The organism is Lysinibacillus sp. NPDC096212 (assembly GCF_044763105.1).
Classification (GTDB): domain Bacteria; phylum Bacillota; class Bacilli; order Bacillales_A; family Planococcaceae; genus Lysinibacillus.
This window is the reverse complement of record NZ_JBIWFQ010000028.1, coordinates 42725-63961: the sequence shown is the minus strand read 5'-3', so window position 1 is coordinate 63961 and position 21237 is coordinate 42725. Positions and strand designations below refer to the sequence as shown.

Genomic DNA, 21237 nt, shown 5'->3' with positions numbered 1-21237 from the left:
TCTTTGGGATCCTTTTTTGGCTTCCGCTCCACTATTTTTTCGCCTGTTCATCCGCTAAAAGTGAGACAGCATTCAATGCGGCAACCGTCACTGTACTACCGCCTTTACGACCAACATTTGTAATATACGGAATACCTTCTAGTTTTAACAGCTCTTCCTTCGATTCAGCAGCTGACACGAAACCAACGGGCATACCGATAATTAAATCTGGTTTCGCTAAGCCTTCTTTAATTAAACGAATTAATTCAAGTAATGCTGTTGGTGCATTCCCAATTGCATAGATGCCACCTTCATGTAATTTAGTAGCCTTTTGCATAGAAATAATTGCACGTGTTGTGTTTTGTTTTTTCGCCTCAATCGATACGTCTTCATCAGCAATATAACAGTGTAAATCGCCACCATGCTTTTGGAAGCGTTTTTTCCCTGAACCACTTTCGATCATTTGCACATCTGCAATGACATGGCGACCAGCAAGGATTGATTTAATACCGGCCTCAAGTGCTCCTGGTGTAATAATAACGCTACGTCCTAATTCAAAGTCAGCAGAAGCGTGAATGATACGACGAACAACTTTCCACTCATCCTCTGAGAAGTTATGCTCGCCCATTTCCTCTGCAATAATTGAAAAACTGTAATCGTAAATTTTATCTGGGTCTACTGTTAAAGGTTTGAAATCTGTTTTAAAATCCATCTGAATGGCCTCCTAAAGTGTGTTTTGTACAGCTTGTAATACATCTTCAAATGTAAAATATTGCTGTCCGTATTTTATATTTGGTCTTGCAATTAAAATCGTTTCAATGCCACATGCAAGGGCAGCGTCTAGCTTTTCATCCACCGAGCCAACCTTGCCGCTTTCTTTCGTGATCATCAATGTCACATCATATTGACGAAAGAGGGCTTCGTTTAATTCCTTTGAAAAAGGGCCCTGTATGGCAACAATATCTCTTTGTGCCACACCAAGTGCTTCGCATTTTTCCATATTATCGAGTCGAGGAAGCATACGCGCAATCACTCGTGTATTTTCTAAACCATGTAATACCTTCGTAAAGGTTGCTAGCGTTTTACTGCCCGTCGTTAGCATAATGACACCACGTATTTCCGCTGCTAAATGGGCAGCCTCCTCATAATCTTTCACTACCGTAATTAGTGGATGGGCATAATGCTCATGAGCACGTTCATAGCGAATATAAGGAACATTTGCTAGCTCAGCTGCCGCCATGGCATTTTTTGAAGCTTCTTCAGCAAATGGATGAGAGGCATCTACAACTAAACGGTACCCTCGCTCCGTAATAATCGTCGCCATTTCATCCGCTGTTAAACGACCGATTAAATAAGGAAGGCCTACTTCTGCCAGGCTAGAAGCAGCTGATTCAGTAACGACCGTTGCTGTCACAGCATAACCTGCTGACTGGATTTCAAGTGCTAGATTCCTAGCATCGCTCGTCCCTGCTAACATGAAAATCATTTCACTGGCTCCTCTTCATGATGGTGATGATGGTCGTGATCGTGATCATGGTGATCGTGATGATCATGATCATGTCCATGATCGTGGTCATGATGGTGATGATGATGCGCATGTCCATGCACTGCCGCATAAGCACGATAATTTTCTAAATCTTGCATACCTGTTGATGTACCATTCACAGCTTGCTCAATACGCTCTAATAGCACATTTTGTAAACGCTCATGATAGCCAAAATAGTTAGCAATTTGAATATCACATTCAGGATATTTTTCGTTAAATTGCTTACACATACCATTCATTCGTTCCATTAGGATACCTGTGAATAAAAAGTACGGTAGCATAATGACTTTTTTAGCACCCAGCTTCACACAGCGCTCTATTCCTTCTTCAACACGCGGATCTGTGACGCCCATAAACGCGCTTTCTACATACTGAACCGGGAGTTTTTCCCATAACAAACGTGTAATTTTATAAAAATCACCATTTGCATATGGGTCACTACCGCCTCGTGCAATTAATAAAATGGCAGTATCCTTCTGTTCTTCTTCCGCATTAAAGCCGATTTCTGCTAAACGATCTTCTAAAATCGCAAATATTTCTTCATGGATACCGATTGTTTGACCATATGTGAACGTTATATTCGGATAATGCTCACGCGCATGTTCGATTTCTGCTGGAATATGCATTTTTGAATGTCCAGCATGAAGAAGGATAATCGGAATAACGTGTACCTCTGTAGCACCCTTCTTCACACAGTTCGTAATACCTTCTTCAATGTTCGGCGAAGCGAACTCTAAAAAACATGTTTCTACTAAAAAGCTATCATCAATACGAGGTGTCATTTGCTCGATAAACGTGCGTACCTCATCATTTCCTGCAGCTAAACGGCTCCCGTGGCCGACAAATAAAATTGCTTTCATCTTATTACTCCTCACTAGTCGCCGCATGGAGCGGGCTCTACTTTTATTTTTGAAGACATATCCTGATACGTAAAATGTAATATCTTTTTCACACGCTTGAAGTATTTAAACAAACGTTCATTTGGATGTGCATTTGCTTTATATTCTTCGATAATATCGGTAATAAGTGGGATGAGCTGTTCAGGCTCTAATCCCTCAACAACTGGCTGGGCCGCATGTGCTGTACGACCAACCGGCTTGGCACCAATAAAAACATCAAATTTACTTTTACGATAAACAATGCCAATATCATCAAATACTGCTCGATAACATGCCATACCGCAGCCGTTAAAGCCGATATTTAATGTTTTCGGTAACGACATACCACCAAGCTTTTCTTGAATTTCTTCCGCATATGGAATCGAATCGAACTTTTCTCCATAACAGAAGTCACAAGCCTTTAACGATAGCACGTCACCAATTGGTGCTAGTAAAAAGCCAACTTCACGAAGCTTTGCGGTAACCTCTTCAGGCTCGGACGTTGGAACTTTCAAATGAATTTGATGGTCTGGTGTATACTCCATCGTTCCTTCCTCACCAACTACCTCAGCCAACGTCATCATTTGTTGAGGACTAAAGAACTTATTGGCAACCCCAGGACTAACCGCTAATTCAAAAATAGATTCGATTTTTTGTTGAACACGCTTAGGTGTTACTTTCACCGCGCTTGTTCCCTTTACCATAGTAAGAGCAGCTGTCGCCATTTCAAGTGACGATTTTTTAGGCTTTTGTTGTGGTGTTATGGCTAAACTGGGCTTAATACGATTGGCATTAGGATCTGTCGCAAAATCATTACGTGCTGCTCCTGTTTCTTGATTCATCGCCCATGGTTCATTTTCTTCTTTAAGTCGTTGATGTGGTCGTAACGGTTGTTTTTCCTCACCAAGTGTATATTTACGCTGATAACCACGTGGCGTAATCATTTTATTGTCGTAGAAGAATGTTGTTGAATTCCCGATAATAACCGTTGTTAACATGCCGATATCATGTTCAAGCATTTCTGCTAAAGTAGTCATCGTTATTTCCTGACGGTCACGATACGCGCTTTTCACAAGTCCAACTGGTGTATCTGGCGAACGATATTCCAATAAAATTCGTTGTGCCTCTACAATTTGTCTCGTACGACGTCCACTTTTCGGGTTATAAAGAGCAATAACAAAATCCGCCATTGCTGCTGCTTCTACTCGTTTTGCAATTAAATTCCAAGGTGTTAAGTGGTCACTTAAACTAATGGTACAGGCGTCATGCATAATGGGAGCACCTAGTAAACTGGCACATGAATTAATAGCTGAAATACCTGGAACAATTTCTACCTCGATACCAGTTGCTTCTGTCCAGCCTAGCTCGATTAATACCTCATACACTAATCCTGCCATTCCATAAACCCCGGCATCCCCACTGGAAATGACCGATACGATACTTCCAGCCTCTGCTTGACGCACCGCTTCTTGCGCACGTGAAACTTCCTCTGTCATACCAGTACTAATAATCGACTTTGCACTAACTAAATCCTGAATCAGTTCAACATAAGTTTTATAGCCTATAATCATATGACTTTGTTGTAGTGCCTCCACAGCACGAGTCGTAATATGTTTAAAGTCTCCAGGGCCAAAGCCAACTACGAAAATCTTACCTTTTTGAGCCATTTTGTTACCCCTCTTTCACCTTTTCAATGCCTTTAATGGCTGTTGTTTGTGCTGTACGCTGCAACGAACCTTCACGCAATGTAAAAACATGCTCATTATGTAACGCTTCATGATTTAAATCTTGTACAAGTACTCTCGCATGCTCCTTCGTTGGCACTCGGTACCAATTGCCCTGAGGATATGCAATGACAACACAAGCATCCTTACACCTGCCATTACAGCGGGTCCTTGTTGTATGTATCTCCTTATCAAGCTCCAGTAACTGTATTTCATCACGAATTGCCTGTGTAATGTCCTCAGCATCTTTTTTCATACAACTACTACCATTGCAAATAAAAAGATGTGTTTTCATCCCCTCTAAATTCCAAGTTGTCATAGTCGTTCTCCCCTCATATGCTTTTAGGAAAAAGAAAAACCTTTACTCTAGACGAAGAGTAAAGGTTTAGTAGAAGCCAAATAAAAACGAATATATACTGGTACTCGCTTTCGCTTCAACTTCTCCCTCCGAAAAGTTTGCTTGCATCATCACATAAGCAGGTTTCCTGACTTAAGCTTCCTTTTACTTTCGCGCCTTCCTAAGTTTTCACTAGTGGCATCCGCGATTTCATCAGCTATTACAGTAGCGGGGGCTGTATCGGACTTTCACCGATTTCCCTATTATCTTGAATATTCAAGCACTTATGGATGTTTTATATGAATTATATGGTTTTTTTGTAATTGAAAACTGTTTCTATCATAGCTTATTTTTTTAAAATTTCAATATTTCTTTCTTAATTTGTGACAATTTTTTTAAAATTCCATAGAAAAATGCGACATCCATTTTCTATTTATCTAAATTTTCGACATAGACACCCAATTTAAAATTTTTTCACAAAAGGGATAGCATATATATGGAAATTCGTGTTACACTTTGTCGTGAAATCTCACAACTTCATCTTTTTTTCGGTGTGAAATGTTCAGCATTTCGCTTAAAAGGGAAGCCGGTTTAAGTCCGGCGCGGTCCCGCCACTGTATTAGGGAGTTTTATAGATAATGTCACTGTCCAAAGGATGGGAAGGCCTATAAAACGTTGAACTAAAGCCAGGAGACCTGCCGAAAAATATGTGATCGTTTCAACCTACGAGGATGGGTGTGCGGCTTAGCAGATTAGAATTTTATTTGCTTTTTTAGCTATGCACTTTTCCACTATCGGAGAAGTGCTTTTTTTCGCATACTTTTTCTAAAAATTTTAATGTAAGGAGGAGAGATTTTTGAAATTTTCAGGTTGGAAGCTTAGTTATTTTTTATTGGCATTTTTATTCGTACCAAATCGTGCATTTGCGATGCATATAATGGAGGGCTTTTTGCCAATCGAATGGGCGATTTTTTGGTGGGTCATTTCGATTCCATTTATTATTTTAGGATTACGTTCTATTCGTAAAACCATTGATGAAAATCCTGAAACAAAAATGATATTAGGGCTTTCGGGTGCCTTTGCCTTTGTACTTTCTGCCTTAAAAATCCCTTCTGTAACAGGAAGTTGCTCGCATCCTACAGGTGTTGGACTTGGAACAGTTCTTTTTGGACCATTAGCGATGAGTGTTATCGGGACAATCGTATTATTATTCCAATCTTTACTGTTAGCGCATGGTGGGCTTACAACATTAGGGGCAAACACTTTTTCTATGGCAATTATGGGTCCTATTATCGCCTACTATGTATTTAAGGGCTCACAAAAATTGGGACTATCCTTTTCCATTGCTGTCTTTTTAGCAGCAATGCTTGGTGACTTAGGTACATATATTGTCACTTCTGTCCAATTAGCTCTTGCCTTCCCTTCTGAGGTCGGAGGCTTTATGGCTTCATTCACTAAATTTGCTGGTATTTTTGCGTTAACACAAATTCCTCTTGCTGTTAGTGAAGGAATTTTAACAGTGATCGTTATGAACTTTCTGAAAAAATACAATGTGAGTGAACTAAAAGCTCTACGTGTGTTCTCTGCAAAGGAGGCTCACTAAAATGAAAAAAAACTTACTGCTCATCGCCATTGTTGTGTTGTTAGCAATCGTTCCCCTGTTTATTCAAAAAGGTGCTGAATTCGAAGGGGCTGATGGCGAAGCGGAAGCAGCAATTAGTGAAATAGATGCTAGCTACGAGCCATGGTTTGAAAGCTTATGGGAACCACCAAGTGGTGAAATTGAAAGCTTATTATTCGCACTACAAGCTGCTATCGGTGCTGGTTTCATCGGGTATTTCATCGGCTTAATGCGCGGCAAACATAAAGAAGGTTAAACGCTATGTTACTCATTGATAAGTATGCTTATTTGAATAAACTAGCGTCTGTTCATCCGCTAGAAAAAATGACGTTATCCCTTGGACTGCTTTTATTGTCGCTTATCATGAGAGATGAACGAATTTCACTCATTACATTTATTGTGATGAGTGCTTTTATCATTTTAGGCGCAAAAATCCCTGCTAAATATTACGCAAAGTTATTGTTGCTACCTGGATTTTTTTTACTATCAAGTTTAGTATCCATTTTAATTTCTATCGCGCCAGCGACAAACAGGCTTCCTTCAAACATTTGGTCATTTTCTCTTCATAATTGGACAATTTTTGTCAGCAGTGCAAGCCTAGTAACAGCGCAGCAGCTTTTTTTCATCGTCCTTGGCAGCATTAGCTGTTTGTATTTTTTAATTCTCACAACATCAGTCCAATCTATTTGTTACGTCTTACGACAATGGCGACTCCCAACTCTATTTGTAGAGTTAGTAGAGCTAACGTATCGTTTTATTTTTATCTTTTTAGACAGTATGCAAAAAATTCATCTTGCCCAACAGGCTCGTCTGGGATACAGCTCCCCTATGCAGTGGCTTCGATCGGTATCAATGCTAATTGCAGCTTTATTTGTCGAGATGTTCCAACGCAGTCGTGAGCTAAACAATGCAATGGAAGCACGTGGTGGCGAAATGGTCTATTGGCAGGATGATGTTCCCTGTAACACGAAAAATTGGATAGGTATTGCTGCTATTTTTATACTCCTCATCATTTATGGAGGTTTTTTCTGATGACAGATTTATACTTTGATTTAACACATTTATCCTACGCTTATGCAGATGGAACTCATGCCTTAACAGATATTACACTTCAAATTCCAAAGGGAAAAAAAATCGCTTTACTTGGTCATAATGGAGCCGGGAAATCAACGTTATTTCAGCATTTAAATGGTATTTTGAAGCCTACCGCTGGAAGTATCTCCTTTTGTGGCAATGAACTGAACTATAGTAGAAAAGCATTAAAAGAATTACGCCAACAGGTTGGTATTGTTTTTCAGGATGCAGACAACCAGCTTTTTTCCGGCACAGTTAAGCAAGATATTGCATTTGGTCCTTTGAATCTTGGCTGGACAACTGAAAAAATCGAGGAAAAAATTGCGTGGGCTGTCGCTCAAACCGAAGTCGAAGCATTGCTAGATAAACCGATCCATTTTTTAAGTGTTGGTCAGAAAAAACGTGTCGCAATGGCAGGCGTACTTGCAATGGAACCTTCCGTTTTATTATTAGATGAACCGACAGCTGGACTAGATAATTATTATAGTGCACAAGTTTTACAGTATTTAGCTATGTTAGAAAACGGGGAACGAACAATATTATTGGCAACGCATGATATCCCCTTAGCCTATGAATGGGCAGATCAAATCATCGTGATGGAAGCTGGGAGAATTATTTACAATGGAGATCCAGTAGCAATGTTCTTCCAAGAGGATTTGCTTGAAAGAGCCCATCTTGAACGCCCATGGGTCTTTGAAATGGCCGTTGCCTTACAAAAGAAAAAGTTATTTGAGAAAAACATAAAAATGCCTCGTTCGAAGAAAGATTTACACAGACTTATTGAGCGGCTTTAAGATAATTTGTCCATATTTGGTACTTTTCAATTGTAGTAGAATCCACGCTACTACTCCAAACGCACAAATCGAGTAGGATGTACCCTATGGTCCTTTGAGGATTTTTGACTTCCCTTCTACATATTTTTATAACGAGGAACGTGGTAAAATATAGAATGGTACTTTTGGAAAAATATATACTTATTACGAAACTTTTCTATCGTTCATTCGTAATAGTATAGATGTCACAAATATTTGGAACACCCAAGGAGGGAATACAGTTGAAAAACTGGAAGAAAAAATCAGTAGCTTTAGTTGCATCCGCAGCACTAATGGTTCCTGCTACTTCTGCCTTTGCTGAAGCACCACAAAAAACAGCAAAGAACCAAGAGTTAGTGAAAATAGCTAGCAATAAGGAACAATCATCTAAGAATCAAAAAGAATGGATTAGTCAGGATACTATTATCGTCAAACATTCCGGTCTTGATAAGAATGCACACAAAAAAATTGGCGCAAAAGTGATCCGCTCTATTCCTTCATTAGGATACGATGTTATCCAACTTAACAAAGGAACAAATTTAGAAAAAGCAGTTTCATATTATACTAAGCAAAAAGGGGTTAAACGTGTATCCCCAAGCTACGTGTATCATTCCTTTGGCACTGAAGTAGATCCAAAGAAACAGGATATGTATCATTTGAATCTTCTTCAAATTGATAAAGCACTAGAATTAGCAGGTAACAACGAGGTAAAAGTAGCAGTTATCGATGGTGGCGTGGATTTTAAACATCCTGATTTAAAATCTCAAGTGCTACCACCATATAATGCTGCAGCACCTGCCAATACTTCTTATCCTAGTGAGCATGGAACACATGTAGCAGGCATTGTTGGAGCGGCAAAAGATAATGGGATTGGAGGCCATGGGATTAATCCAAATGCCAAGCTTCTTCCAATTGATGTATTCAACGGAAAAGATGGTGCTAGTGATTTCGCCATTGCACAAGGAATCCTTTACGCTATTGAGCAAGGCGCCGATGTTATCAATATGAGTCTTGGCGGCTATGGTGAATCTCCATTAATGGAGGAAGCCGTTCAGAAAGCGATTGATAAAGGAATTACCGTTGTAGCTGCTGCTGGAAATGAATCGACAGATAATTACTCCTTCCCTGCTTCATTCGAAGGCGTTATAAGTGTAGGTTCTACGAATGATAGAAACAAACTATCAAGCTATTCAAACTACGGCCCATCGGTTGATCTAGTAGCTCCAGGCGAAGATATATATAGTTCAGTTTATGATGAGAAAAAAGGATCCTCCTTTGTAAAATTTAGCGGAACATCGATGGCCTCTCCTGTTGTTGCAGGTGTGGCATCCCTACTAAAATCAAAATATCCAGATTTAAAGCCTTATGAAATAGAAGCTATTCTCGAAATGACTGCAAAGGATTTAGGTGACAAGGGCTATGATCTTACATATGGACATGGCCTAGTAGATCCTGTGAAAGCATTACAGTTTAATATTAACAATCTACCAAAACAGTATTCTGAAACAAAAGAAGAGCGCTTGAAAAACGCAAAAGTTCTTAAAAAAGATACCTTAAATACCGAAAAAGGAGAATTCAAGTTACCGGACGAAAAGAAATGGTACAAGGTTGATCTAGACGCAAATGAGTATGCTCAACTGACATTAAAAGGTGCAAACAAATACGATTATGCATTTGATTTATACTTCTACCCTGAAGGTCAAAAAGAAGAAGTAGAACCAATTAACGTCAATGATGTTCGCGTAGGCAAGCAAGAAGGATACCTATATAATGCAGATCAAAAAGGAACCCTTCTTATTGGAGTTAAAGATCAAAATGGTAGCTATAGCTCAAAGGGTGATTCTAACTACGTCTTCACGGCTCAAACGACTAAAAAATTACCAATTGATGCATTAGATATGGAACATATGGAGAAGATTGAAAAATTCCCATTCAGTACAGCCGGGAAAAACTATACCCTACTTTCTGAAGATCATCTAGGTGACAAAGATTATTTTACATTTTCAGTGAATGAACCAACGACACTGAAATTTGATTTAACTGGGATTCCAGGTGTTACTGCATCCATGGAGCTTTTTCTAAAAGAAGACTTAGTTAATGTTCCGACAGAGGAAGACGATGTTGAAGGATTAAATGAGGCCTATCCAATTCGAGCAACTTACGGCGCGGATAAAGGCGATGGAGTAAACTTAGTTGTCGATGCTATACCTGAGGAAGAGTATGTAATAAGCGTATCTAATGAAACCGGTAGTAATTTTTCACTTGATATGTTCTTTAGCGGCGGTATTGATACTGAGCAAACTGTTAGTGAATCAATCATCCCTTACACATTAAAAGGTGAAGTCGTTACTTATCCTATAGATGAAGATGGCCTTCAATTAAATGCGATGATGCTAGAAGACAACGTACAAGAGAGTCTTTTACCTTTAACTGAATATAAAACAAAAAAACGTAAGCAACAAAATGATTTCATGAATATATTCATGAATCCATATGCTATGGATAAACCAGAAAACGTTGACCAAATCATGGACCAAGCAATTCGCTTTGATATCAGCAAAGATCAAAAAGCATACTTCCAAACAGAAGATGATGAAGATTACTTCGCATTTACTGCTAAAGAAGATGCCGTATATGGTTTCCAAATTCAAAAAGGTATGAACCAATCACCAGCTGGGACTATATTTGAATACGATGAGAAGACAAATGAATTAAATCCAGTTACTTCATTAACGAATGATATGGGACTACTAGGGCTACTTCTAGGACAAACAAGTGATCCAAACGATGCTAAGGCAATTGCATTGGAAAAGGACAAAACATATGTTGTAAAAGTTATGAATCTTGGTGACCGTTCTGCTGAACCATATACACTTAAAACTAGTAAAATGGCAGCAATTCCAGAAGACGATAATAGAAATAATAATTCACCAGGAGCTGCTAACACGATTCAACCTGGTATCACTTACAAAGATCATCTCATTTATCAAGATGATACTGATTTCTACTACTACAAACAAAAAGGTAACGATGAAGTCATGAGTCTTCTTATTTCTTCTGTACCATTTACAAAAGAACAACTAAATCAATTACCTAAAGAACTTCAAAATGACTTAAAGTTTTCAGGCGTCATTATTGAAGATACAAATGGTAACATGGAAATCGATCCAGAAGAAATGGCAACACAAATTCCATTTGGACAAGGTGAAGACCTCCTTCAAATGTTACTCGGTCTTGGAGGAACAACAGATGTAAATACTTCCTTTAAAGCAAAAAAAGATCACGGTTATTTTATTGTTCTTAACGGAAGCAATGTTGGACAAGTATCAATCCAGCCATATACTTTAACTTTGTTTGATCATAAAAAACCAGATGAAGATGCAGATTCTAAGTTAGTTAACGGTATACCGACAAAACCAACTGTACTTTCGAAAAAAGATGATAAATGGGTAGCCACTCAATATCTAAATGCTGGTGTTCCATTTGGTGATAAGGACTATTTTGAGTTTAATAACGACAGCAAACGCAATGTGTCATTCTCTCTTCAAACAGAAAAAGCACTAGATGGCGTCATCCGAATTATTGATGCAAAAGGAAAAACAGTAGAAACTTTAGATCTTTACGGAGCTGGAGATGCTGAAGTAGGTACAGTCGAACTAGATAAAGGCACTTACTATATTGAAGTAAGTGAATATTACGGCAAAGCTAGTACTCAACCGTATACACTTGAAATAAAATAAGATATAGCCTTGGGCTGAAAAACGAACTTTGTAGAAGAATAGACTTTTCAGTTGAAGGTAGTGTAATAGCTGCACGATTTAAGTTTTCAAAAAAATGAAAGATTATCCCCTAGACAATGGAAAATCTAGGGGATTTTTTTATACATTTATGTTTTATTCACCATAACGAAGATTTTATTTCCGTTCATCAAGAAGGCTTAGGATGCTTTTAACCTTGTTCCCCTACTGGCTCTAAAATCTCCAAGGAGGTGCCCTGTCTTCACGCCAATCACCTTATAATAATGACATGTTAGAGATATCTACCCTTCCTCTTATTCTACCTAATTTAAACTTGGCTTTTCCCCTAAATATTCAGCCACTTTTTGCACAATATTTCTCCAATTTAACTCCGCTCTTGCGAATGCTTGGAGGTGTTCGCATGTATCAGCCAATAAAACTTCTTGATTCGTAACTTGCTGCAATGTCCGTCCAACACTTTGCCAATCATGTGTCGGATGAATTGACCCGTAGCGTTGATTATGAGTAATATCCGCAGCCCCATCTACATCAGTCGTAACGATATAACAACCATTCTTTGCGGCCTCAGCAAAGACATGAGCATAGCATTCTACTAAAGAGGTAAGGCAAAAAATTTTAGCCTTCCTATACTCCTCCTCCAATTGCACCTTATCATAAATCGGTCCCAAAATAGTGACCTGTGCCGCAAATGGGTTTCCATCAAGCACGTTCAACAGCTCCTGTCTAAACGCCTCTGACATTGGACCTACTAACCGAAATTCCCAATCTGAAAGTTGTGCTGCTAAAAATGCTTTGACTGCTAAAAGAATTTGTTTTTCAGGAGCATCTAAACGACCAACCGCTAATATTCTATTTTCTTTCTCGTTAAATGAAACAGGCTCCGTGTGAAACAGCTCATAAAAGCCATTAGGAATACGTTTAATATCTATATTCGAAAATTCATGAATAGCGTTTTGAATGGATTCACATTCAGAGGACAGCACATCACAAAGCTGGAGTAACTCCGTAAAATAAGGATAGGTTTTCAATCGATTTAACCAAAACCGATTAACATCTAGTTTCATATAAATTTTTCCGTTCGGATTATATTTTTTATAGGTTTTTAATATCGAAAAATACGATGGATACGGCCCTATTGCAAATGCAATATCGATGTCCCTCGCATGCTCTATTAAATAGGTATTCATATTCGCAACATAGTCATCCCCAAACGGAATATGTTGAAAAGTAACAGTAGGAAAATTTTGCTTCAATAATGCCTCATTCATTTCCGTCGTCAAAATACTAACATCATAGCCTAAATATTCACCTAACAAAATCGGAACAAGGCACAAATCTTTGAAAATATGTGCGTCGGAAAGCTTATACGATTCCACGCTACATATGAAGGCTATCTTTTTTGACATAACATCCCCCTTATTAAAATGAAATGCTTTCATTAAATTATGATTTCTCGTTTAATAACGTGAAAAGAATAGTATAAGCACCGTGAATACACTAGTAAAATCACCTTATTTTCAATATGCTTTCTCTCTTTTAAATAACAACGAATATAAACAATTGCCTATAGAACAGCTCTTGCAACGCATATTGTAATAAAGAATCCTTTATGTCAATCAAAGTAAACAGCATTAGACTTTATAAAACTCCTACTTACACCTATTTCAACTAACTATAAAAGAATCGAGGTTTTTCATGAATATTAGCTTTTTATCACCTGCCTATAATAGTGAAGAGTGGATATTGACCATGTTGGAAAGTATCCCGAAAGAATATGCCTATGAAATTATCGTCTGCGATGACGGCTCAACTGACAATACTGTAGCCCTATTAAAGGACTATCAAAAAAACTGTCCTGCCTTAAAAATAATTAACCATCCAACTAATTTAGGTGCTAGTGTAGCCTATAATCGATGTATCGCAGAAGCTACAGGTGATTATATAGCTATCATTGATAGTGATGATCACTATTTACCCGCTATACGAAACGTCTTAGCCCAAGTAGATGGTCAGTTTGATATTTACTACTACAACATGCTAACAAAGGCTGGCTATGCATTTATAAAAGATGAATCTAATCGATACACTTTACCTGGACAATTTAAAATTATTCGAAGAAGTTTTTTAGGTGATGCAACCTTTACCATAAGAAAAGATATTGCTGGGGATTGGGATTTTAACTGTGCCTTAATGGATAAAAACCCGACGAGCAAATATACAAATGAATTGGCATATTGGTATAACTTCCCGAGGGAGAATTCTGAATATGATTTACATCGAAGAGGATTAAAATAAATTGGTACTCCATGCATGTAAGAGGTGTGAAACAATACAATGTTTAAAGATAAAGTTCTTCTCATAACAGGGGGCACAGGCTCTTTTGGTAATGCTGTATTAAGGAGATTTTTGAATACAGACATTAAAGAAATACGCATCTTTTCAAGAGATGAAAAAAAGCAAGATGATATGCGTAAACTCTATCAACATCCGAAAATCAAATTTTTTATCGGTGATGTACGTGACATCCAAAGCATTTACAATGCGATGTATGATGTCGATTTTGTTTTTCATGCTGCCGCTCTTAAGCAAGTCCCCTCTTGCGAATTTTTCCCACTAGAAGCAGTTAAGACGAACATCCTCGGTACCGATAATGTTTTAACTGCTGCTATTCAAACAGGTGTTAAAAAAATTATTTGCCTATCTACTGATAAGGCTGCTTATCCAGTAAATGCAATGGGAATATCAAAGGCCATGATGGAAAAAACGTTTATTGCTAAGTCAAGAATGGTTCATCCAGATCAAACATTGATTTGCGGTACACGATACGGCAATGTGATGGCCTCTCGAGGCTCTGTTATCCCTTTATTTATCGAACAAATTAAAGCTGGCAAGCCTTTAACTATTACAGATCCAAAAATGACACGCTTTATGATGAGTCTTGACGAGGCAGTAGAACTAGTTTTATACGCCTTCTCACACGCTGGTAACGGGGACATTATGGTTCAAAAATCACCAGCTGCTTATATTGAGGATTTAGCAAAAGCTTTACTAGAAATATTTCAGGCTCAAAATAAGATACAAATTATCGGAACACGGCATGGTGAAAAGATTTATGAAGTGTTATTAACAAAGGAAGAAGCTGCAAAGGCCATCGATATGGGGAATTTTTATAGAATCCCTGCAGATAATCGGGATTTAAATTATGGGAAATATCTTGATGAGGGCTCTCCTAAAATTACGTTAACCGATGAATATAACTCTACTAATACGAAAATACTGTCCGTCGCTGAAATCAAAGAAAAATTATTAAAGCTCCCTCTTGTTCAAGAAGAATTACATAATTGGATGGGAGGAAAACCTTGAAATTTTTAGTTCTTGGCGCTACTGGAATGGCTGGCCACACGATTTCACTCTATTTGTGCTCTCAAGGGCATGATGTAACTACCTATTCACGAACAGCCTTTTCATACGGAAATAATATTACGGGAGATATTTCAGATACAAATTTTTTAAGGTCACTATTACTAGACCACGACTACGATGTTGTAGTCAATTGTATCGGAGTTTTAAATGATGCCTGTGAAACCGACCGTGAGAAAAGCATATATCTCAATAGTTATTTGCCTCATGCCATCGTATCTTTATTAAAAAACAAGAAAACAAAGCTTATTCATTTGAGTACGGATTGTGTATTCTCTGGAAAAGTAGCCCCCTATCATGAAAAAAGCCTTCTCGACGGAGAAACCTTTTATGATCGTACGAAGGGCTTAGGGGAAATTGAAAGCACTCCACACCTAACGTTTCGTAACTCTATCATCGGCCCTGATATGAAAGTAGATGGCATAGGCCTCTTTCATTGGTTTATGAAGCAGCAAGATACTATTAACGGCTATACTGGAGCAATATGGACGGGAGTTACTACCCTAACATTAGCAAAAGCCATTGAACGTGCAGCAATTGAAGGGACAACAGGCCTCTACCACCTCGTCAACAATAGCAGTATTTCAAAATTTGAGCTGCTGCAATTATTCAATAAGCACTTCAAGGAAAATAAAATTACCATCCGCCCATACCAATTGGTAAACATTGATAAAACACTAGTCAACACACGAAAAGATTTTTCATTTACTGTACCTAGCTATGAGGAAATGATCCTTGAGATGAAAAAATGGATATGGCAGCATAAAGAATTGTATCCTCATTATTTTCAATGAGTTTGGAGGTTCAGTATGCTAAAAAGAAAGTACGGAGACCGTGCAGAATGGCAACGAGTTATAGAAAGAAAGTACAGTCAGTCATATCTTGATACGAGAGAATTTAAGGGTTTTATAACATTATTAAAAGCAACCCGAGTTACTGAACCTTTATTCGTGAATTATAGAGAGAAAAAGCTATGTATTGTTGATAACGGCTATTTATGGTTACAACAATTTCCTCTTAAAAAAAACCATTCTGTAACAACAATGTTTGATGCTAACGGAGAAATAATTCAATGGTATATCGATATTTGCCATAAAAATTCAATAGAAGAAAATGTACCTTATATGGATGATCTATTTTTAGATCTTATCTTGTTACCATCGGGAGAAGTGATTGAAAAAGATGCTGATGAATTAGAAGAAGCTTATTTGAATGGCATCATTGATAAATCTCTTTATGATTTGGCTTGGAACGAGCTAAACAGCATAAAGAGATATATGCAAAGGTGAATTTAAGTTGGTTAACCTTTCTAAAGATCATAAAGATTTTTTAATAAATGAATCAATTTCATAAATCATATTTTTCAAGAGCTTAGACTAGTTCTTTTGTAAAGACATATGTGGTTTCTTTTCTTAAGAAAAGCACCTCCTTTAATTGATACGTCTATCGTACATGGAGATGCTGATCATTTATATGAGTTATTTGATTATGGTCTTACAAAGATTTATGGTGGCATTAGACCCCAAATCATTCGACACATTTCAGTCAGTATAAGTTATAGATGATTGTAACCTTATAGAGAGCATATTATAGAACATAATTCACTGTAAGCTAAACGTAAATTAAATAAAGGCTTGTCGAAAAAGATTATTCGCGACAAGCTTTTTATTGCTAATTTGTGATAAACAGTTATTTATATGAAAATATTAGCACTATCTTCTTTTACATTTTCTTTATTTGCTTTTTCTGTTTCTTTTACTTTTTTAATATCCTCTTTTTTCTCAACGTCTTTTAAGAAGAATATCATTATAGAACTAATTAATAATAATGTACTTAAGAAATATAATCCGACAGTAGATGTATTAAATGTATCTTTTAAATACCCCATCATATATGGCCCAACAAAACCACCTAAGTTACCAAATGAGTTAATCATTGCAATACTTACCGCAAGTAATGACGGCGCCAACAACAACTGTGGATAAGTCCAGAATGGTCCTTTGAAACTATACATTCCTGTTAAAGCAAATGTAATCAATATCATAGATAAAACAGGATGTGCATTAAATGCCCCTGCACCAGCTAACGTAATAGCAGCTACAAATAAAGGGAATGCCGAGTGGAACTTTCTTTCTTTCGTGCGATCTGAGTTACGTGACCATAAAATCATCACAATTGTCGCTACGATATAAGGCACCATAGCAATAAATCCAACTTGTGTATTTGATAAGTCATCTGAAAATCCTTTAATAATTTGTGGCATCCAATAACCTACACCTAAACTTCCTGTCAAATAAACAAAGTAAATAATTGATAAATACCATACACGCCCATTTTTAAATGCTGCAAAATGACCATCTTGTTTTACAGCTTTACTCTGCTTTACAGTTTTTTCATTTTCAATTGTCTTCGTTAACCAAAGCTTTTCATCATCATTTAACCATTTTGCATCCACTGGCTTATCTGTTAATAATTTAAATGCAATAAATCCACAAAGAATAGCTGGAAATGCCTCTAAAATAAACATCCAACGCCATCCTTCAAAACCTAAGAAATTGAAATTATCCATAATAAGAGTTGATAACGGTGCTCCTATAATATATGAAACTGGAATGGCCATTGAGAAAATAGCAATTGCAGATGCTTGTTCCTTACCTCTGAACCAATATGTTAAATACAAAATAATACCTGGGAAAAATCCTGCTTCTGCAACCCCTAGTAGGAATCGAATAATATATAGTTGCACTTCATTGTGAGCAAAAGCCGTACAACCTGAAATGATACCCCATGTAATCAAAATACGTGCAATCCAAATACGTGCACCAAACTTCTCCATTAAAATATTACTTGGAATTTCAAACACAAAATATCCAATGAAGAAAATCCCTGTTGCTAAACCGAAAACCTGGCTTGTTAAACCTAAATCTGCATTCATTTCTAATGCAGCATAGCCTATATTTGCACGATCTAAGTACGCTAATATGTAACATAAAATCAAGAATGGCAAAATACGTATAGATACTTTTCTCATTAATTTACGCTCGTCAACTTGCGGTAAATTATTTTTCATAAACTATATCCCCCATTTAACTATTTTCTATATTTAAGCCCCTTTGTGAGAAGCAAAATACCAATTATATATGGATATCACATGCATCAGCTAAAACTTCTACTAGATGATATACTTCAACACTTTCATCCATTTTTTCACGATCAATACCAAGTTTCATTTGCAAATGACACCCCGGATTTGATGTAATAATCCATGCTTTTTCTTGATGTAGTGTATTTTTTACATGAAGCATCTTTTCATCTAAAATTTTCATTGAAGCTTCATAATTTATAAAATTATAAATTCCAGCTGAGCCACAGCACATATCTTTTTCTAGTAATGGTACATATGAAATACCCGGAATTTTCTGAATTAAATTAACAGGCGGTGCTACACATTTTTGAACATTTGTCATATGACAAGAAGGCTGATATGTGACGAGCTGTGAAATGGATTTTTTAAATGGCAAATCTACTTGATTTAAAAGGACACTTATATCAACAACTTTTTCAGCAAAGGCTTTTGCACGTTCGGCCCACTTACTATCATTTTTTAATAAAACATCATATTCAATGAGCATTGCTCCACAACCACCAATACTATTAACAATATAATCAAATTGATGTTTTTCAAAAATTTCAATATTATGCTTCGCTAACTTTATTGTTAAATCATGTTCTCCGCTATGATTATGTAATGCTCCACAACAGCCTTGTTTTGGAACTACACTTACATTACAGTGAGCCACTTGCAATAATTTAATACTTAACGTATTAATTTTTTTGAACATCGTATCCATTACACAACCTGTAAAAAATCCTACATTAAACTTTTTTATTTGCTTTGATGCATAAAATGATTGCCTTTTGTGACGGTCTACTTCTGGTAATATGTTTTCAAACGCTTTCATTTTTTCTGGGAATACATTTAATATATTTGATTTACGGACTACTTTTTGCACCCCTGTTTTTTGATAAAGACTTAACCCTACTTCACCAATATTTAGTACTTTTTTATTTGGAATTGTATGTTCAAACAACATATACTTAATAAGTTTGTGACGTTTTTTCATTCTTTCTTTATTATAAGTCGCTAAACTCGCAACAGCCGATTCTAAAATGGTGCCATAAGGAACGTTTGAAGGACAGGCAGTTTCACAAGCTCTACATCCAAGACAAAGCTCAATACCTTGCTCCATATCTTCATAAGAAATTTTTCCTTCAGCAGCCATTTTCACTAAATTAATACGGCCACGTGGTGAGTGTTTCTCCTTTTTAAAAGTAATATAGGTTGGGCAAGCAGGTAGACAATAGCCGCATTGTACACAGCTAAGCGTTTCTTTATAAGCAAGTTCTTGTTTAATCATTTGTTAACGAAAATTTCTGCCCTTTTTCAGCAAAAATCTTTCCTGGATTTAAAATATTATTTGGATCCCATGCTTGTTTAATTCGTTTCATCATATCTACCCCTACCTCACCTAGTTCCATTTCTAAAAATGGTGCCTTTAATGTGCCTATTCCATGCTCACCTGAAAGTGTTCCACCAAGTTCGATTGCTGCTTCAAAAATTTCTGTTACAGCTTTTTCCACTCGTTTCATTTCCTCCAAATCATTTGCATCTGCAATAATATTTGGATGTAAATTTCCATCACCTGCATGACCGAAAATAACTAGCTCAACATCGTATTTTTGACGAATTTCTTTTAATCGTGAAAACATCTCTGGAATTTTACTTCTCGGAACAGTTGCATCTTCTGAAATTTTTGTCGGTTTATTACGAACAATTGCTGGTGACACTAGCTTACGTGCTTTCCATAAAGCTAGAGCTTTCTCTTCTGTTTTAGCAATTTCTACTTTTCGAGCGTTATACTTTGTACATACATTTCTAACAACTTCAATTTCTTGTTCAATTGCTACCGGATGCCCATCTAGTTCAATTAAAATCATTGCCTCTACATCTATCGGTAGACCTGTCGGTTGATATTCTTCAACAGCTTGAATAGACGCTTGATCCATAATTTCTAATTTAGCAGGTATAATACCTGCACTTAAAATATTAGAAATACTGTGGCCGGAATCTATCAAATTATCAAATAAAGCCATTAATGTAACTGTAGCCTGTGGTTTCGGATAAAGTCGTAGCGTTGCTTCTGTTATGACAGCAAGTGTACCTTCTGAACCAACAATCAAATTCGTCACATCGTAACCGGTTACATTTTTAATAGTTTTTCCACCTGTACGCATTATATCTCCCTCAGGCGTCACGACTTCTAGACCTACTACATAGTCTTTCGTCACTCCATATTTCAACCCTTTAGGTCCCCCTGAATTTTCTGCTAGATTACCACCAATCGTAGCAATATTCATACTACTTGGATCTGGTGGATAAATTAAGCCATGTTTGAGTGCGGCATCATTAATTTGCTTCGCTGTAACACCTGGTGAAACTACCACAAGCATATCCTCTGGAAAAACTTCTAATTTCGATGTCCATTGAGAACAATCTAAAACAATACCGCCTTGTACAGGTAAAGGTCCGCCACTCAAACTCGTTGACTGCCCTCTCGGATACACTGGCACTTTATAGTGATTCGCTATTTTCATAATATTTACTACTTCTTCAGTTGTTATAGCTTGTACAGCAATATCAGGCATATACGAACCAAAAGAGGCATCATACGAATAACTCACTAAATCTGCTGGATCTCTCATAACTCGTTCTGTGTCTGAAATAATTTTTCTAATTTCACTTTCTACTTTTTGTAGCTCCATACAATCCCTCTTTCTTTAATTAATAATAAGAGCTCTTTTCAATTAAGCCTGAAAACTGCGAATTCTTTATATTTCTAATAGAAAATAGTCACCGATTTGCTTACTCGCTCTTATTTTAATGGTTCACCTAATTGAAATTGTTTTTTCAGAAATCAAAAAAGAGAATCATTTTTTTAAAATTTTTTAGTTTCCACTAAGAAACATCTTTCCTAGTTATTAATACAACAAAAGAGTGACTTGATTGCGAATTTTCTTCAGAAGATCA

General features: G+C 37.0%; 18 protein-coding genes and 2 riboswitches. Of the genes, 9 read left to right on the top strand and 9 right to left on the bottom strand.

What is annotated here, in order from left to right:
* Positions 1–31 precede the first annotated feature (31 nt).
* Genes ACIQ7T_RS22110 through ACIQ7T_RS22090 form a run of 5 tightly spaced genes read right to left on the bottom strand, consistent with a single transcriptional unit; the run spans position 32 to position 4446 of the window.
* The gene (locus ACIQ7T_RS22110) at positions 32–691 is read right to left on the bottom strand and encodes a precorrin-8X methylmutase (RefSeq protein WP_053594968.1); all 660 of its coding nucleotides are present in this window, start codon (positions 689–691) and stop codon (positions 32–34) included.
* Positions 692–703: 12 nt separating this feature from the next.
* Positions 704–1465, bottom strand: coding sequence for a precorrin-6A reductase (cobK, locus tag ACIQ7T_RS22105; protein ID WP_370081261.1), 762 nt, complete (start codon positions 1463–1465; stop codon positions 704–706).
* On the bottom strand, positions 1462–2385 hold the full coding sequence (locus tag ACIQ7T_RS22100; RefSeq protein WP_370081263.1) for a sirohydrochlorin chelatase: 924 nt from the start codon (positions 2383–2385) through the stop codon (positions 1462–1464). Before ACIQ7T_RS22100 ends, cobK begins: the two co-directional genes overlap by 4 nt.
* A 14-nt stretch (positions 2386–2399) precedes the next feature.
* A complete protein-coding gene (cobJ, locus tag ACIQ7T_RS22095; RefSeq protein WP_370081265.1) occupies positions 2400–4070 on the bottom strand; it encodes a precorrin-3B C(17)-methyltransferase in 1671 nt (556 codons plus the stop codon).
* Positions 4071–4074: 4 nt separating this feature from the next.
* Positions 4075–4446 carry a (2Fe-2S) ferredoxin domain-containing protein gene (locus tag ACIQ7T_RS22090; protein WP_370081267.1) on the bottom strand — a complete coding sequence of 124 codons (372 nt, stop codon included), beginning with the start codon at positions 4444–4446 and terminating at the stop codon, positions 4075–4077.
* 138 nt (positions 4447–4584) lie between these two features.
* Positions 4585–4767, bottom strand: a riboswitch (cobalamin riboswitch).
* A 229-nt stretch (positions 4768–4996) separates the two neighbouring features.
* A riboswitch (cobalamin riboswitch) is annotated at positions 4997–5181 on the top strand.
* A 139-nt stretch (positions 5182–5320) separates the two neighbouring features.
* Between ACIQ7T_RS22090 and ACIQ7T_RS22085 the strand changes: the two genes are divergently transcribed.
* The 5 genes from ACIQ7T_RS22085 to ACIQ7T_RS22065 all read left to right on the top strand — a co-directional run bounded on the left by ACIQ7T_RS22085 (position 5321) and on the right by ACIQ7T_RS22065 (position 11711).
* Complete coding sequence (locus ACIQ7T_RS22085) at positions 5321–6067, top strand: energy-coupling factor ABC transporter permease (RefSeq protein WP_370081269.1); 747 nt, start codon at positions 5321–5323, stop codon at positions 6065–6067.
* A 1-nt stretch (position 6068) separates the two neighbouring features.
* Entirely contained in the window at positions 6069–6341 is a 273-nt protein-coding gene (locus tag ACIQ7T_RS22080) for an energy-coupling factor ABC transporter substrate-binding protein (RefSeq protein WP_370081271.1), read from the top strand.
* Positions 6342–6346: 5 nt separating this feature from the next.
* Positions 6347–7117: a cobalt ECF transporter T component CbiQ gene (gene cbiQ, locus ACIQ7T_RS22075; protein ID WP_370081273.1), complete on the top strand. Its 771-nt coding sequence runs from the start codon at positions 6347–6349 to the stop codon at positions 7115–7117.
* Positions 7117–7953 (top strand): energy-coupling factor ABC transporter ATP-binding protein, encoded by an 837-nt coding sequence (locus ACIQ7T_RS22070; protein WP_370081275.1) that lies wholly within the window; start codon positions 7117–7119, stop codon positions 7951–7953. The genes cbiQ and ACIQ7T_RS22070 overlap by 1 nt, the downstream gene beginning before the upstream one ends.
* Before the next feature lie 260 nt (positions 7954–8213).
* Positions 8214–11711, top strand: coding sequence for a S8 family peptidase (locus tag ACIQ7T_RS22065; protein ID WP_370081277.1), 3498 nt, complete (start codon positions 8214–8216; stop codon positions 11709–11711).
* Positions 11712–12031: 320 nt separating this feature from the next.
* On the opposite strand, the gene ACIQ7T_RS22060 is transcribed toward ACIQ7T_RS22065, so the two are convergent.
* On the bottom strand, positions 12032–13135 hold the full coding sequence (locus tag ACIQ7T_RS22060; protein WP_402873535.1) for a glycosyltransferase: 1104 nt from the start codon (positions 13133–13135) through the stop codon (positions 12032–12034).
* Positions 13136–13424: 289 nt separating this feature from the next.
* On the opposite strand from ACIQ7T_RS22060, the gene ACIQ7T_RS22055 reads away from it, so the two are divergent.
* From ACIQ7T_RS22055 to ACIQ7T_RS22040, 4 genes are read left to right on the top strand one after another with little or no spacing between them, the layout of a single operon-like run.
* Positions 13425–14024, top strand: coding sequence for a glycosyltransferase family 2 protein (locus ACIQ7T_RS22055; protein WP_370081281.1), 600 nt, complete (start codon positions 13425–13427; stop codon positions 14022–14024).
* 39 nt (positions 14025–14063) lie between these two features.
* Positions 14064–15092: a polysaccharide biosynthesis protein gene (locus tag ACIQ7T_RS22050; protein WP_402873532.1), complete on the top strand. Its 1029-nt coding sequence runs from the start codon at positions 14064–14066 to the stop codon at positions 15090–15092.
* On the top strand, positions 15089–15943 hold the full coding sequence (locus ACIQ7T_RS22045; protein WP_370081285.1) for an SDR family oxidoreductase: 855 nt from the start codon (positions 15089–15091) through the stop codon (positions 15941–15943). Before ACIQ7T_RS22050 ends, ACIQ7T_RS22045 begins: the two co-directional genes overlap by 4 nt.
* A gap of 15 nt (positions 15944–15958) precedes the next feature.
* A complete protein-coding gene (locus tag ACIQ7T_RS22040) occupies positions 15959–16438 on the top strand; it encodes a ribonuclease FAU-1 family protein (protein ID WP_402873529.1) in 480 nt (159 codons plus the stop codon).
* A 404-nt stretch (positions 16439–16842) separates the two neighbouring features.
* On the opposite strand, the gene ACIQ7T_RS22035 is transcribed toward ACIQ7T_RS22040, so the two are convergent.
* The 3 genes from ACIQ7T_RS22035 to ACIQ7T_RS22025 all read right to left on the bottom strand — a co-directional run bounded on the left by ACIQ7T_RS22035 (position 16843) and on the right by ACIQ7T_RS22025 (position 20972).
* Positions 16843–18219 (bottom strand): MFS transporter, encoded by a 1377-nt coding sequence (locus ACIQ7T_RS22035; protein ID WP_402873526.1) that lies wholly within the window; start codon positions 18217–18219, stop codon positions 16843–16845.
* Between the two features lie 64 nt (positions 18220–18283).
* Positions 18284–19567 (bottom strand): (Fe-S)-binding protein, encoded by a 1284-nt coding sequence (locus ACIQ7T_RS22030; RefSeq protein ID WP_370081291.1) that lies wholly within the window; start codon positions 19565–19567, stop codon positions 18284–18286.
* On the bottom strand, positions 19560–20972 hold the full coding sequence (locus tag ACIQ7T_RS22025) for an FAD-binding oxidoreductase (RefSeq protein WP_370081293.1): 1413 nt from the start codon (positions 20970–20972) through the stop codon (positions 19560–19562). Before ACIQ7T_RS22025 ends, ACIQ7T_RS22030 begins: the two co-directional genes overlap by 8 nt.
* Between the last annotated feature and the right edge of the window lie 265 nt (positions 20973–21237).